This window comes from Methanobrevibacter sp., from assembly GCF_045120835.1.
In the GTDB taxonomy this organism is placed as follows: Archaea; Methanobacteriota; Methanobacteria; order Methanobacteriales; family Methanobacteriaceae; genus Methanocatella.
Map to the genome: position 1 here is coordinate 1 of NZ_JBGVFE010000008.1, position 14294 is coordinate 14294.

General features: G+C 36.6%; 13 protein-coding genes. 1 reads left to right on the top strand and 12 read right to left on the bottom strand.

Annotated features, from left to right (window positions below):
• The 3 genes from ACJMLO_RS00490 to ACJMLO_RS00500 all read right to left on the bottom strand — a co-directional run.
• A partial coding sequence (locus ACJMLO_RS00490; RefSeq protein WP_405292853.1) for a DUF4011 domain-containing protein occupies positions 1–5239 on the bottom strand: 5239 nt, incomplete at its 3' end.
• A 159-nt stretch (positions 5240–5398) separates the two neighbouring features.
• On the bottom strand, positions 5399–6220 hold the full coding sequence (locus tag ACJMLO_RS00495; protein ID WP_405292855.1) for a PfkB family carbohydrate kinase: 822 nt from the start codon (positions 6218–6220) through the stop codon (positions 5399–5401).
• Positions 6221–6229: 9 nt separating this feature from the next.
• A complete protein-coding gene (locus ACJMLO_RS00500; RefSeq protein WP_405292857.1) occupies positions 6230–7078 on the bottom strand; it encodes a cation diffusion facilitator family transporter in 849 nt (282 codons plus the stop codon).
• Positions 7079–7201: 123 nt separating this feature from the next.
• Between ACJMLO_RS00500 and ACJMLO_RS00505 the strand changes: the two genes are divergently transcribed.
• Complete coding sequence (locus ACJMLO_RS00505) at positions 7202–7381, top strand: hypothetical protein (protein WP_405292859.1); 180 nt, start codon at positions 7202–7204, stop codon at positions 7379–7381.
• A 283-nt stretch (positions 7382–7664) separates the two neighbouring features.
• On the opposite strand, the gene ACJMLO_RS00510 is transcribed toward ACJMLO_RS00505, so the two are convergent.
• The 9 genes from ACJMLO_RS00510 to ACJMLO_RS00550 form a co-directional block, all read right to left on the bottom strand.
• Positions 7665–9320 carry a hypothetical protein gene (locus tag ACJMLO_RS00510; RefSeq protein WP_405292861.1) on the bottom strand — a complete coding sequence of 552 codons (1656 nt, stop codon included), beginning with the start codon at positions 9318–9320 and terminating at the stop codon, positions 7665–7667.
• 345 nt (positions 9321–9665) lie between these two features.
• On the bottom strand, positions 9666–10355 hold the full coding sequence (locus tag ACJMLO_RS00515; protein ID WP_405292863.1) for a HisA/HisF family protein: 690 nt from the start codon (positions 10353–10355) through the stop codon (positions 9666–9668).
• 577 nt (positions 10356–10932) lie between these two features.
• On the bottom strand, positions 10933–11217 hold the full coding sequence (locus tag ACJMLO_RS00520; RefSeq protein ID WP_405292865.1) for a DUF3194 domain-containing protein: 285 nt from the start codon (positions 11215–11217) through the stop codon (positions 10933–10935).
• A 35-nt stretch (positions 11218–11252) separates the two neighbouring features.
• Positions 11253–11600, bottom strand: coding sequence for a prefoldin subunit beta (locus ACJMLO_RS00525; RefSeq protein ID WP_405292867.1), 348 nt, complete (start codon positions 11598–11600; stop codon positions 11253–11255).
• A 27-nt stretch (positions 11601–11627) separates the two neighbouring features.
• The gene (locus ACJMLO_RS00530; RefSeq protein WP_405292869.1) at positions 11628–11894 is read right to left on the bottom strand and encodes a KEOPS complex subunit Pcc1; all 267 of its coding nucleotides are present in this window, start codon (positions 11892–11894) and stop codon (positions 11628–11630) included.
• The gene (locus ACJMLO_RS00535; RefSeq protein ID WP_405292871.1) at positions 11887–12372 is read right to left on the bottom strand and encodes a Brix domain-containing protein; all 486 of its coding nucleotides are present in this window, start codon (positions 12370–12372) and stop codon (positions 11887–11889) included. The genes ACJMLO_RS00530 and ACJMLO_RS00535 overlap by 8 nt, the downstream gene beginning before the upstream one ends.
• A gap of 41 nt (positions 12373–12413) precedes the next feature.
• Entirely contained in the window at positions 12414–12545 is a 132-nt protein-coding gene (locus ACJMLO_RS00540; protein ID WP_082706360.1) for a DNA-directed RNA polymerase subunit P, read from the bottom strand.
• Positions 12546–12548: 3 nt separating this feature from the next.
• Complete coding sequence (gene rpl37A / locus ACJMLO_RS00545; RefSeq protein ID WP_405292873.1) at positions 12549–12818, bottom strand: 50S ribosomal protein L37Ae; 270 nt, start codon at positions 12816–12818, stop codon at positions 12549–12551.
• A gap of 218 nt (positions 12819–13036) precedes the next feature.
• A partial coding sequence (locus ACJMLO_RS00550) for an IMP dehydrogenase (protein ID WP_405292875.1) occupies positions 13037–14294 on the bottom strand: 1258 nt, incomplete at its 5' end.

The window sequence follows — 14294 nt, forward strand, 5'->3', positions numbered from 1 at the left end:
CCAGGACATCACCAGATTCCAAATCAACTTCAGGCTCAACAACCTCATCATCCAGGACATCACCAGATTCCAAATCAACTTCAGGCTCAACAACCTCATTATCCTTTATATCATCATTATCGAACTTAGGTTCAATGACAGGTTCTTTTTTGGTGTTTTGCTTTTCAAAATCAACCTTTTCTTCTGGTTTTTCATCCACATCCCTATCAAAAGCGGAATCCTCTTGAATATCATCAGAAATATCATCAATTTTATTATCAAATTTAACTTCAGGAACCTCTTCACTTGCAGATTCCTCATCTACTTCATCATTGCTATGGTCGACATAAATGTAATCATCGTCAGAGCCCAAATCAACTATGGTTTCATCATTTTCTAATTCATCTTCCAAATCTGAATTTTCACCTAGGTCTTTGGTGAATCTGAGAGAACCGAATAATGAATCTTTTTTGTCCTCTTCATCTAAACTGGAATCCTTCGGATGTAAAAATGATTTGATTCTGTCTTTAACAGATTGATGTTCCTCATCATCTGAGTAATCCTTATCGTTTTCCCAGACTTCAGCATTGTCTTCAGGAGACACTCCCTCATCTGATTCCCATACTTCAGCATCATCATTTGCGGAATCATCCTGAGTGGATTCCCAAACCTCACTATCAGCATCGTCAGGTTCCTCTTGTGATTTAGATGGAGCATCTTCACTTTCAGCATCTGAAATCTCCTCATCAACAGTCTGAACTTCGCTTTCAGGAGCCTCTACATCTGATGTTTCTGGTGTTTGCTCAACTTCCAAAATTTCCTCATCAATCCTTTGAACTTCACTTTCAGGAACTTCAACATCACCCAATTCAGGATTTTCACTTTCAGGAGTCTCTACACGAACAAACTCCGAATCCTGTCTAGTATCTTCAACCGGAGATTTTTCATCATCATCAAATAATTCTGACGGGTCCATCTTGCTTACGTCAATTGGTTTTTCCAGAACATCATCATCGGCCTTTTCAACTTCAACAAAGTCTTCAGGGCCAATATCTTCAGCATGGCCTCCCCCATCTTCAGCTTCCTCTCTGGCTTTTCTTTCAGCCTCTTCTTTTTCCCGTGCAATGCGCAATTCCTCAGCTTTCTTTTCAGCTTCCAGTCTTCTTTTTTCAGCTAACCTTTTTTCCTCTTCAGATTTGCGTTTTTCCTCTTCACGGGTTTCACGAATGGACTTTTCAACAAAATCCAAGAGTTTTTTTCGACCCAAATCTCTGTTTCTATACCAGTCAGTAGCCCACAAGTGGTAAAGCTTCCATCCAAGTCCTGTCAAAACCTGTTCACGGAGCCTGTCCCTGTCACGGGCCACCTTACTTGAAGCATACATTTTTCCATCGGTGGTAATGCCCAAAATGTATTTGCCTGGATTTTCATCATCAACAATAGCCAAATCCACCCTGAATCCTGCACAGCCTATTTGTCTGTCAACCTTATATCCGTTCTCTTCAAGATAACTTGCAATTGCATCCTCAAACGGTTCTTTGGAATAATCTCCAGGACCTGAAGTGCCCAATGTTAAGTTCTCGGCATATTCCAGAAATTCCTTAAGGGACTTTACACCATATGGAGGATTTGCTGTTAAATTCATGTCATAAGCTTTAAAGTTTGAAAATACCACACATTTTTCCCTTGCACGTGTAATCAATACGTTTAATCTTCTCTCACCACCATCCTGGTTTAGCGGACCGAAGTTGAGTGACATCTTTCCATCCTGATCATAACCATAGCCCACACTGATTAGGATTACATCCCTTTCATCCCCCTGAATTGTTTCAAGGTTCTTGACAAAGAAACGTTCCTCCTTATTTTCTGAAAATAACGGTTCATATTCCGGATGTTCCTTACGCTTTACTTCCAGTTCCTCCAGGATAGCGTTCTTCTGAGCAACGGAAAATGTTCCAACCCCCAAACTTTTTGTATCTCCGTACTTTTCAAAGTGGTTGAAAATCTCTTCCACAACATCTTTCGCTTCCAGAGGATTTTTAGAGGATGCTCCCCTAAGGTATTGAGTATTTGGATTATAATGGAATTTCAAACCCAATTCCGGATCTGAATGTGACGGTGAAGGATAAACCAAAAGATCATCATCATAGAATTCCCTGTTTGAAACCGTAATCAGTGATTCATGGCGTGAACGGTAGTGCCATTTGAGCATTTTAACCGGGAATGACAATTTACATAAGTGAAGGATACTTTCCATATCAAGAGAGGTCGCCTCTTCCTCATCGCTGTCAGCATCTGACATCTGGTCGAAAAATGATGTCGGAGGCAGCTGTTGGGTGTCCCCCATAACAACGGCGGTTTTTCCTCTCATAAATGCACCTAATGCATCTTCAGGTTTGACCTGACTTGCTTCGTCAAAGATAACCACATCAAACTGCAGCTCCTCATTAGTAGGATCAAGATATTGAGCAATGGACAATGGGCTCATCATAAAGCAAGGCTTGATCTGCTTAATCATCCCACCAGCTTTTTCAAGAAGCTTTCTTACTGGCATATGTCCGCTTTTTCTTGTAAACTCCCCTGCCAGGATTTTTGCCTGAGGATTTTCAGTTCCTCCAAATATTTTAGGAATGTTGCTGTTCAGCTTATGGTAAATTCTTTTGCGGTTCAGTGTAAGGATTTGCCTGTCGAGATCCTTGAATTCACGAATACGGTTTTCATGCAGTTCTCCCACAAATGTTGCCAGTTCCTGATTTTCAACAAATAATATATTTAATAATGAATCTGCAAAGTTTCCTTCTACCAATGCTTCAATGTCATCTTTTTTGATGTTTCTTTTCTCAATTGAATCGACGAACATTTTTGCATTTGAAGTTTTAAGTGCATTTTTAGTGCTTAGATATTGTGACCATAAGTGAAGGCTTGATAGCTGTCCTCTCCAATTATACAGCTGTTCTCTCCATGCTTCAAATGGCACATCGCCTGTTTCTCTTTTAAAGATCAGTTTGCTTCTCGGATTCAGCTTATCCTTAAGTCTTGAGAGTACATTTACAAATTTTTCACCTGAGTCGATATATTCTGCAAGGTCCCTTTCCGGCCGGAAATCAAAGAGGTCCTTGCTCATCAAATCAATTGTATTCTGTGAAAATGTTCCTTCACGAACAAGTGCTGTAAATTCATGCATCCAACGGGCAATAGCTTTCAAATCATTTGGATTTGCATTCAGATGCCAGTATCCACCGAAATATTTTCTGCCCAGTTCGTTATTTGCCTCAAGGGTTTTTCTAATGGCAATAACACCTTTTGCCTGTTTAAGGTCCCTTATTATTTCATCAATGCTGTTCGGAACAGGTGTTGCATAATACCTTTCAACGAGTTCAATGTGTTGCTTGTTGTTGAAGAATCTGAATTTCTTGGTGGACAGCTGCTGCAGTTCATAAATCAACCGGTCAATGTCTGCCTGGAAAATGCTCTGATTGAATTTGTTAAGTGCACGGGCATACCTCTGGTATTTTTCAAGTTCCTGAATCAGTATGAATGCATCGTCATTGTTATTGTTCCATGCCCCTGACCTGATTATGCTTGCGTCAATCAGCTCGGCATTCTGGGATTTGATAATTTCAAATGCAGACAGTGAATTCTGGAATTCATTTAACGTGTCCGGCTGCTTGATTCCATAGATGTCATAGACCCTGCCACGCTCAACCAGGAAGTTATCCAGTGCAAGCAGAGTATCGTTGATAAGCATTTCAATTTCCCTCAAATCAGCAGGAAGCAAACTTTTTGGAGCGCATTTGCTCCACGGATTTTCTTTTGAAATAGTTTGATATAACTCAGCCAGATTCTCAAGTGCTATTTTTGTATCGTCCAAATCCTTCAAGGTTACATTTTCAGGATTTTCAAACCTGACCAATGGCATCAGGGCATCTTTGCGAGCAAAATGATCGTCTGCGGATTCTTTCATTCCGTACAATTGGAATGGAGATAAGTTAACTGCAAAAGCAGGCTTATGGATTATTTGGGAATAGTCATCCAACTGACGGCGCAGGGTTTCCAGTTTTCGAATTGTCTGGTCAATGTTTAGGGGATCCTGAGCACGCACATTTGTTGCCTTTTGCAGGTCCTTAAGGAATTTCTTACGTCTGGTCTTATGGGAATGCAGTTCAAGAACAAACTTGCCCAGACCCACACCGGTCAATCTGTCCTTTACAACATCCAATGCCGCCATCTTTTCTGATACGAACAATACGGATTTGCCTTCCGCCAAAAGTTCTGCTATCAAGTTAACAATAGTCTGTGATTTACCGGTTCCAGGAGGACCTTCCACAACCAGATTCCTGCCGGCCTTAACGTCCTGGATGGCCGCAATCTGGGATGAATCGGCATCAAGGACCTGATACATGTTCTGATATTCCAGCCTTGAATCTATATCCTCTTCCCTGAATGACTCCTGGTCATTTTTTGCAGGGTTGAAAATAGCCTGAATCAATTCATTTTTAGTTAAATCAACATTATCCTCCCATGCTTCCGGATTTAAATCATTATACATTACGAACTTGGTAAAACTGAAGAATCCCAAAGCAACATTATCATTGACTGTCCATCCATCCATACGGGACACAGCACGTTTGACGCTTGCAAGATAATGGTCGATTACCTCACCGTATTTCTTGAATTCAAAATCGGGAAGTTCAATGCCACCTTCAAGAAGCTTTGCCTTAAGTGAAATGTTGGTTTGAATATCCTCTCCGGTCCATTCAAGGTTAAATGATTCCCCTACCTTTTTCCTTTCCATTGAAACGGGAATCAAAACCAAAGGTGCCTTATTCTTCTGTCTCGGTTTGGATTTGTCCTTCCACTCCAAAAATCCGACAGCCAAATACAGGATGTTATAACCCTGCTCCTGAAGCATGGTCTTGGCCTGGTTGTTGATGTAATATAATCTTTTTTGAAGTTCTTTTGGGGTCAGATCGGTAGCTAACTTCTTGTCTCCTTCTGAAAACTTGGAAAAGTCAAATGGAATGTGATCCCAGACTGATGATTTGTCTTCCTTCTTATCCTTTTTATTGGCCACAAAATACATCTTATGTTCCTGCAGCACCAATGTCTGATAAAGATTTACGGGAGACTGATTTACTATAGTGATAGTCTTAGCCCTTGATTTAAAGTTAAGAAGTTGATTTCTTAGAGTTAAGTCTAATAGCTCCTTACGTAAATTCTTAAATTCCTTTTCGATTATATTTTCAGATTTGTTTAACATGATGACCCTTTATAGTGTAAAAAAAATTCAAAAATGCATATATAATTATAATTATATTAATTAATAAAGTTTTCTAAATATTGTAAATTCCAATGAAAAGTATTAAAAATAAGAAATAATGCTCATTTAAAAATAGAACAACAATCTTAAAAATTTAAATTATCTGTTAAAATTATAAGGTCCAAAGTTTTTTATTTTTTGAGATGCAATCTCTGATGCAAAGTTTCCGGCATTTTCAGGAGATTTCAACAATAATCGTTGTGATATATATGCCGCCATGTAAGTGTCTCCGCAACCGGTAGTATCCACAACATCATCACACTTTACCGCCCCGATTTTGATTTCCTCATCACACACAATTCTGGACCCGTGACTTCCATTGGTTATGACCATCTCATCCACATCAAAGTCATCCCCAATCATGTTTTTTTCCGCCTCATCCAGAAATATTGCACTTGCCCCAGATAAAATATATGACAACTCCTCGAAGTTGGATAATTTTATGGTATACCTTTCATTTACTTTATCCTTTGGAACTCTCAGAAAACCCTGTATTGACATGAATATGGGAACATTGAAAGTCTTCAAAAAATCAATCGTTTCAATGGGAAAGTCATAGCGGTTGAGGGGATTTATGACAAATCCGTCTATCTTTTCCGGAAGCAAATTTTCCAGATCTCCTTTTAAAATCGGAATGGAAGCGAAGTTGCTTAGCTGATGTCTGATATCCAAATTGTTCTTATCGGGATAAGTATTTTCAAAAAAGTGGGTGTCATCCTTTAATATTGCCTTTATCTTACCATTATCCGGAAAATGATTTATCAAATCCTCATCAGAACAGTTGACGATGGCAAGATAATCATTATAAAACTTTTCAAAAACGAATGACTGGAAGTATGTTGCCCCGCCAATCCTCTGGGATTTCTCATCGCCGATGACAACCAAATCCTTTGTAACCGGCCCTATAACTACAAGTGTCATGAAATAACCTCAATCAAATTCTATGGTAATGTCCACAACATGATATCTGTTCGAAATACTATAAATCTCTTTTTTAATCTCTTCGGCATTTTTCTCGAAATTAACGTCGACCTTCAATGTCATCACTGAGTCTATTCCGTCAAGCGACCATATATGAAAATCATCGATTGCGTTGACACCATCGATTTCAAGAATATTCTGTTTAAATTCACCAACATCAAAGTTGTCGGGAGTCTTTTGAAGCAATACCCTAATTGCCCTAATCAGATTTCTTCCCAAATTGAATATGAGCCACAATGCAATTCCGATAGAAACAAAGGGATCAAGATATGGCGCTCCATCCCAAAGCATCAAAATCAGGCTCAATACCAGAATCGCAATCCATTCAAAGACATCGCCCAACTGGTGCAAAAATACTGCCTTTTCATTGAATGTTTCACCGTCGTGAAGACGGTAGACGGAGATGGATTTGAAAATCAACCCTATTAGCGCTACAACAAGCATCCCCCCGGCATCCACACCTTCCGGAGCAAAGATTCTTGGAATTGCCTGCCTGAGAATGACAAGTGCCATGACAATCACAAAAATGGATATTATCACGGCCCCCAGTATCGAAAACCTTTGATAACCGTAGGAATAATTGTCGGATGAATCCTTTTGGGAAACGCGTTCCAAAATCCATGCAATAGCTATTGAAATGGTATCAGACATGTCATGGATGCAATCGGCAAGAATTGCCATACTGTTGGTGGCAAGGCCTCCGACGATGACAATAATGTTAAAAGCAAGGTTCATGAAGAATACGAATGCCAGATTTTCGCCTGCTTTCTTGTGGTGATTGTGCGTGTCTATTCTCATCACTTTAATATTTAAAAAGAGGGATATAAAAATGTTATTAAAGCATTCAATTATAAAATTTAAAGTGAAATTTAAGTTAATTTTATATAACTAAACGATGTAAAATTATAGTAGTGATTTAAAATGGCAATTATTGGAACTACAATATTTTCACATATCCTTCCGGTCATAATCGGATTTTTTGCAATCGTGCTGGTTATTTCCGGATCTTTGGAAGAAAACAATCCCAAGTTAGGTTTGGGCATTGCATTATTTATTATAGCTTGCGCATTCCCATATCTTGTTTTAAGTGTTCTAGTGTAGAACATCAATGGAACTGTAAGCGTTTTATGCATTTTACATGAATATTCCATTAATTTTTGATGACTTTTATAAAAAAAATCATTATTATCCGCCTGTACATTGTTATAAATACATATGAACAATTCCTAATTCTACAATCATTCGAATTTCCTTCCAACAATACTTCACCATGAGAAAAATGCATGATTGAGACAGAAATAACATTGAAAAATATAAACTGTGCAATATGATGTGGAGGGGTTTTTGTGGGAAAAAGAAAAAAACTAAGTAACTGCCGAAGCAATTACTTAATTGTGATTTTAACGTTCTTGGTTAGTGATGTGTAGTATTTGTTTCCTTTGTAAGCAACTGTAGCTTTGAAAGATCCCTTTTTAGTCAATTTTGTTATTTTGAATGTGGCTTTGCCTTTAGCATTGGTAGTTGCTTTGTAAGTTTTGCCATTGACTTTAATAGTAACTTGAGCCTTAGCCAAAGCTTTGTTTTGATTGGTTTTCAAAGTAACGGAATATTTTTTTGTTTTAACTTTAACTTTGAAAGTCTTTTTATTAGCAGTTAATTTTGGAGTGGCTTTTTTAACAACAACTTTCGAATTCAATGTTGATTTATCATAGTTGATATTTCCATTAAATGAAATTCTTGCATCATATGTGCCTGGAGCTAAAGTTTTTGTGGATATTTTAACTTGACCGTTTGAACCAGTACTGAAATTACTTGCTTTTCCATTGAAATTAACAGAAACTTCATAACCTATTAAAGGATTGTCATATTGGTCTTTCAAAGTGATAATCAGATGTCTCTCATCATTATAAATAGTATTTACTGCAGGCACTATTAATTTTGTAGAAGTTTTTATGAGTGTTGAATTATATTCATCATTACCTTCAATAGCTGCTTTATTATTTATAAAGAAGCAGTTAGTGGCATTTGCCTTATAAATTGCACCACCATATTCCGTTGCTGTATTATCCTTAAATGTACAGTTTATTGCATTAATATAAGAAATTGCTCCACCATTCAGTGCACTATTGCCTATGAAAGTACAATTTACAGCAGAGTATTTTTCATTCCCAGATATGGCTCCACCATCTGACCATCCTCTGTTGTTAATAAAAACACAATTTCGAGCATTACCACAAGAAAGAGCACCGCCTCCATAATTATCCATGAACATACAATTTTCCACATCAGAAGTTCCCCATACAGCACCACCTTCACCATAACCTATAGTGTTGCCTATAAAAACAGAGTTTTTAACAATACGCCCCCAATTTATTGCACCTCCATGGGTCGATGCATAATTATACTTAAAAGTACAATTTTCAATATATGTGGTCATATAAGTTGCTCCTCCTAATCCTCCAGTATTGCGGATAAATGTACTATTTATTGCATATCCTCCAGCAAGGGCAGTATTCTGATTACTTATAAACATACAGTTAGTTACATTGAACCAATTTTCATAATAAGAATCACGGAAAGTGATTGCACCCCCAATACTCCCATCAGTGGATTTTCCATGTATAAATATAATATTTTTTAAAGTAATATTATTATGTTTTATCTCAAACATTCTTGCAGCATAATTGGCATCAAGGATATGCCAATCCCCATCTATAACAACGCTACGGCTAATGGGTATACCTGTTGCAAATTGTTTATCCCACTTATCATTATAAAAATTATAATCTTTTGTTAATTTTATCTCTTTATTATTATTGCCATTGATGAGATTATTCAAGGCATTGAATGAATCTTCAGGAGATGAAGCAGACAAAACGTCCTCCTCTATTTCATTCACTTTTAAAGTCTGATTATTATCGAATTCGTATTCATCTACATCACAAACATCATCAGTTGCATTATCTGCCGCACTTACAGCTGAAACGACAAGCAAAGATGTGAGAATGATTGATAGTATTATTATCTTTTTATATCGCAAAATCTTTTCCTCCCATCGAAAAAATTATTAATTGAAAAGATTTATGTTTAATTTTTATATTAAATATTTCGACAATAATCAAATATCAATTTTATCGGAGATATCCTGAAAAATACTTAATTAACCTTATTAAGTGGAAAAAAATTCAGGACCTCCCACCCTCTTTTTAGGATGGAGCGGTTCAAATTTCCCTATTATGCTATACAAATATCACAATAATGGTAAAAAAATAAACAATATTCAAATCATATTTAAATCGAAGAATATTCATTAATGAAGCACAATCGATTCAGACAAATGATTCAACTCAACATCATATTAGATTAATCCAAAAAGAGTTATATTTTAGCCTAGGAGCTTAACCTCTCCGGAATGCAGACTAGTTCCTATCAATACTTTTTTTATACCCAACGATTCCAATTCACCTAAAGAATCCTTATTCAGCCCGCCTGCAATTATCAGCTTATCCTTAAGATCTGAAAATTCCTCAAGCAGTTCCTTGTTATAGCCCTTTTCGGTACCGACACCACTTATATCCAAAAGGATTATCTCATTTGGATTCAAATCAATTAAAATTTCTTTGAAATCTTTCAAACTCATGTCAAAGTTCTTTGAAAGCAGCTGACTGTTTTTCGTATCGACGCTTACGACAATCCTCTCTTTTGGATATTTTTCAAATATCTTTTCCATCTCCTCGATGCTTTCAAGGGTTTCTGTTGGAATGATTATCTTATATGCATAATCAAGGAAAAATTCAAAGGATTCGCAGTTTTTAACTCCACCATCAAACATTACAGGGATTATTGTGTTCGCCATCTTGACGTCGTTTATGTTGTGTCCCTTTGATTCGATTAAATCCAAATCTGCAATGTACATCTCATCAGCGCCATTGAGTCTTAATCCCTGGGCAATTTCAACCGGATTGGCTGATGAGGCAAAAACAGTATTTAACGGCTGATAGGTGTCTCTCATTCCGGATTTACCGCTGACAGCCTGGTGTTGTTTTAAATCTATAACTGGAATTTTCTTAATCATATTATAAAATTAGGAAAAACTAGTATTAAAAACTTAAGGAGGAGAGAGAAACTGAACTGTTTTTCAGCCCCTCTCGAGTATAAAAATAATGATCAATTTAAGAGGTAGTTTAACATGGTGTTATGAACCTCTATTAATTAAGTTAATCCACATAGTATATAAATGTTACTATATTTTAGAAAAATTAAAGTAAAGTTGAATAAATAATTTTTAAAATAAATCAAAAAAAATAAACATAAGTTAATATATTTAGATAAAAAATCAACAAAGGCCATATAAAAATTAAATAATGTAAAACACTAAATTTTGAAACACCTAAAATCATCAAAAAATAATAAAATTAGATTGATAAAGTTCAGTTGAAAAAAGTAAGAATGAATGAAGTTTGAAGTAATTGAAAGAGGGAATTTGAAAGATAGTATTACGTGTTTGTCCTAATATTGCTAAGCTATTGACATTACTCCAAACTCTATATTAAAGTTATACATCATAGTATAAATACTTTTTTGTAAAAAAGTATTACATTAATTAATATAAAATATAATAATAGTAATACTCAAATTTTAAAAAAAAATAATTAAACCCTGAAATTCTCATCGATATATGAATCAAATCTCACATAAGCTTCATCTATTGCCTGAGCGATTTGTTCCTGGGTGATTTCTGATAGCTCATCAAAAAGAACTCCAACATCTACATCGACATCCAGCTGATTGTTTTCATAGCTTAAAACAATGTCCAAGTCCAAATCTTCGATTTCCTTAGACGGAAGGGATTTTGAAATTTCACTTTCTAAAATTTCACCGAAATCATCAGAAATTTTGGCCAAATCATCCTGAGTTAATACCTTAAGCTTTGACATAAAAATCCAAAAAAAGAAAAAGTCAAGGTTTAAGCCTATTGGCCCATACCTTGCATAGCTGCCTGGATAGTGGATTGCATTTCTTCAAGTTTTTTCATGACCCTTTCTTCTTGACGAGCCATGGTCTGTTTTCTTAACTCGAGAGTTTCCAATTTATCTTCCATTTCAGCTAAAGCATCATTGTAGTCTACTTTAATAAGTAAAGTACCTGCTTGTTTAAACACTTCAGTATTTTCATCGGTTTTTTTGAGTTCTTCTAATGCTTTTTCAGTTTCTTGAACTTGCACTTCAACATTTTGAATCTGCATGGTTACAGCTTGAGCCTGTTGTTGTAATTGTTGAAACTGATTTAATTGTTCTTGAATATTTTCAGGAATCTCCATATTATCACCTTATTAATTATATAAGTATTAATTTGTCAAGTTATTTATTTCTAATGCCAGTTTGATCCACTTGATTGCAGAGTTTACAGAAGCCCTAAAGGAGGTGGAATCCTCCGCATCAATGTCTATCAGAATTCTAGACCCATCAAGTTCAATGGTCATTGATGATCTGAAATCCGGAGCAGTTTCGAATTCCAAAATTATTGAATCGTAAATAATTTTGGCCTGAGTGTCATCTTCAAATTCAACAGCTATATTACTTTTAACTCTCTCTAGAGGACTTTCATCAATCATTTGTGACCTCTAAAATCTTTTTAACATTAATCTGGAAATTCAGCTTTTCTCCAAACTTGTTTACAAAATGAATTCTAGCCGGTGAATCATCGCTTTTGGAAATCAGAATATAATTGTCTTCAGCTTTGTCTACCAAATCCAAATCTAAAATTTCGCTTAAAACATCAAGGCGCTTAACTTCAGACACTATTTTCAATTGTGAAGGAGCAATGTTGGTTTTCTCATTGTCAAGAGTCACTCCTATAAGAATCGTGAGCAACAGTTCTCCCTTGTTTGAGAAAAATGAAATTCTGCTGGGATTTCCCTTGATTTCATTTACAACCGCAAGATTATACTCATCTACTTCCAGTGCCTTCAGCAACAGCTCGCGCATGTTCATTTTTCCTCGGTTAACAGAAGTTGAACCTGTTGAGCGAGCTAAAAACTTACAAAACTTTCTGGTTTTTTGAGAAGGTTTTCTGGAAGTTGAAATCAACATTTAAATCAAAAATAGTAAAAAATTTGGTAAAAGCCAAGATATTATCTTGCTTTTATAATCCTTGTGGTTTCTGGAACATTTTTAAATAGAATCCTATATCTGCATTTAGGACATTTATTTTCCATGTAGCTTTTGTGATCTACTTCTGCTCCACAACGTGGACATCTATACAAGGCCTATTCCTCCACTTTAATGTCTCTGATACTGCGTGCTGCGGATTTTGCCATTGGGGTTTCCGGAACGTATGCTCCACCAGTGAATACTGCACCACATTTTGTGCATTTCCAAATTCCTGCAGCTTGTCTTTTTACGTATGGTCTATCACATTTAGGACAAACATGATTCTTTTTCATGTTTTCTTCAATGATTTTAACAGTTCTTTTAGCTTTTCTTCCGTATCTTGCACCGAACCTACCTGTAATACCCACTTTTTTAGTTCTTGCCATTATATCTTCTCCATAATAATTAAAATTTAAAATAAATTGATTATATAATATAATCATAAAATTATCTAATATGATAATATTTGATTAACTAATATTTAAATGTTTGCTTAAAACTGGTATTTTAAGAAAAAAATACGTTTTTTGATGAGAAAAAATTTCCTATAAATCATTTTGCCAATTTCTGAATTCCCATCAAAAAAATTTAAAATGATATCCAACTAGTCAAGAGTTGGATAATTAGGGCTTTCGTTAGTAATCAGCAGGTCATGAGGGTGTGATTCCTTGATACCACTGCTTGTAATTCTAACGAAGTTTGCTTTTTGCTGCATTGCCTTGATGTCTTCAGCACCACAGTACCCCATGGATGACTTCAAACCGCCCACCAGCTGGAATAATATTTCAGCGACGGTTCCTTTATAAGGCACAGCACCTTCAATACCTTCAGGAACATATTTGGTATGGTTCATTTTACTTTTTTGTCCCTGGAAGTATCTGTCTGCTCCACCGTCAAACTCGCTGGTCATTGCGCCCATTGATCCCATTCCACGGTATTTTTTGTATTGTTTTCCGTGCATGATGACAATGTCTCCTGGAGCTTCAAGGGAAGCCGCAAGCAAATTACCAAGCATTACCGCATCTGCACCTGCACCGATAGCCTTTGCAACATCTCCGGAGTATCTGATACCTCCATCGGCAATTACAGGAATTCCTGAATCGGCAGCCGCATCTGCAACGTCTGAAATTGCGGTTAGTTGAGGCACTCCAACACCGGCTACAATACGGGTAGTACACATTGAACCCGGACCGATACCGACTTTAAGTGCATCAACACCCATTGAAATCAAATCCTCTGCAGCCTGAGCAGTTGCAATGTTACCTACACACAGTTCAGCATCGATATTGTCCTTAATTGTTTCGGTGAATTTGACGACATTCATGTTATGTGCATGAGCGCAGTCGATTGAGATAATGTCTGCTCCTGCCTCATCAAGAGCCATTGCACGATCCAAATCAAATGGACCGCAAGCTGCAGCAACCAAAAAGTCGCCGTTTTTATCCCTTGCCGCATTTGGATATTGTGATTGATTTAAAATATCTTTAACTGTAATGATTCCAACCAGTTTGCCGTCACGAACAACAGGAAGTCTTTCGACCTTGTTATCATAAGCAATGTTTAATGCCTCTTCAGCGGAAACGCCTTCCTCAACGGTGACAACATCGGAAGTCATGATGTCCTTGATTTCAGTTGTAGGTTCGGATTTTAAAAATGGTCTTATATCCCTTTTTGAGATAATTCCAAGAATCTCATCACCATCAACAACCGGAAGCCCACTGATAAGCTCATCACGCATTATTGCCTGAGCTTCAGCAACAGTGGAATCCTGAGCAATGGTGACAACCTCACGAACTGTCAAATCCTCAGCATTTTTAACCTTTTTGACCTCTTCAACCTGCCTTTCAAGTGTGATGTTTCTG

Coding starts and splice junctions, on each gene's coding strand:
- ACJMLO_RS00495 (WP_405292855.1), bottom strand. CDS start 6,220: ATGACACTTGTAGTTATAGGGCCGGTTACAAAGGATTTGGTTGTCATC.
- ACJMLO_RS00500 (WP_405292857.1), bottom strand. CDS start 7,078: ATGAGAATAGACACGCACAATCACCACAAGAAAGCAGGCGAAAATCTG.
- ACJMLO_RS00525 (WP_405292867.1), bottom strand. CDS start 11,600: ATGGAGATTCCTGAAAATATTCAAGAACAATTAAATCAGTTTCAACAA.
- ACJMLO_RS00530 (WP_405292869.1), bottom strand. CDS start 11,894: ATGATTGATGAAAGTCCTCTAGAGAGAGTTAAAAGTAATATAGCTGTT.
- ACJMLO_RS00520 (WP_405292865.1), bottom strand. CDS start 11,217: ATGTCAAAGCTTAAGGTATTAACTCAGGATGATTTGGCCAAAATTTCT.
- ACJMLO_RS00535 (WP_405292871.1), bottom strand. CDS start 12,372: ATGTTGATTTCAACTTCCAGAAAACCTTCTCAAAAAACCAGAAAGTTT.
- ACJMLO_RS00505 (WP_405292859.1), top strand. CDS start 7,202: ATGGCAATTATTGGAACTACAATATTTTCACATATCCTTCCGGTCATA.
- rpl37A (WP_405292873.1), bottom strand. CDS start 12,818: ATGGCAAGAACTAAAAAAGTGGGTATTACAGGTAGGTTCGGTGCAAGA.
- ACJMLO_RS00515 (WP_405292863.1), bottom strand. CDS start 10,355: ATGATTAAGAAAATTCCAGTTATAGATTTAAAACAACACCAGGCTGTC.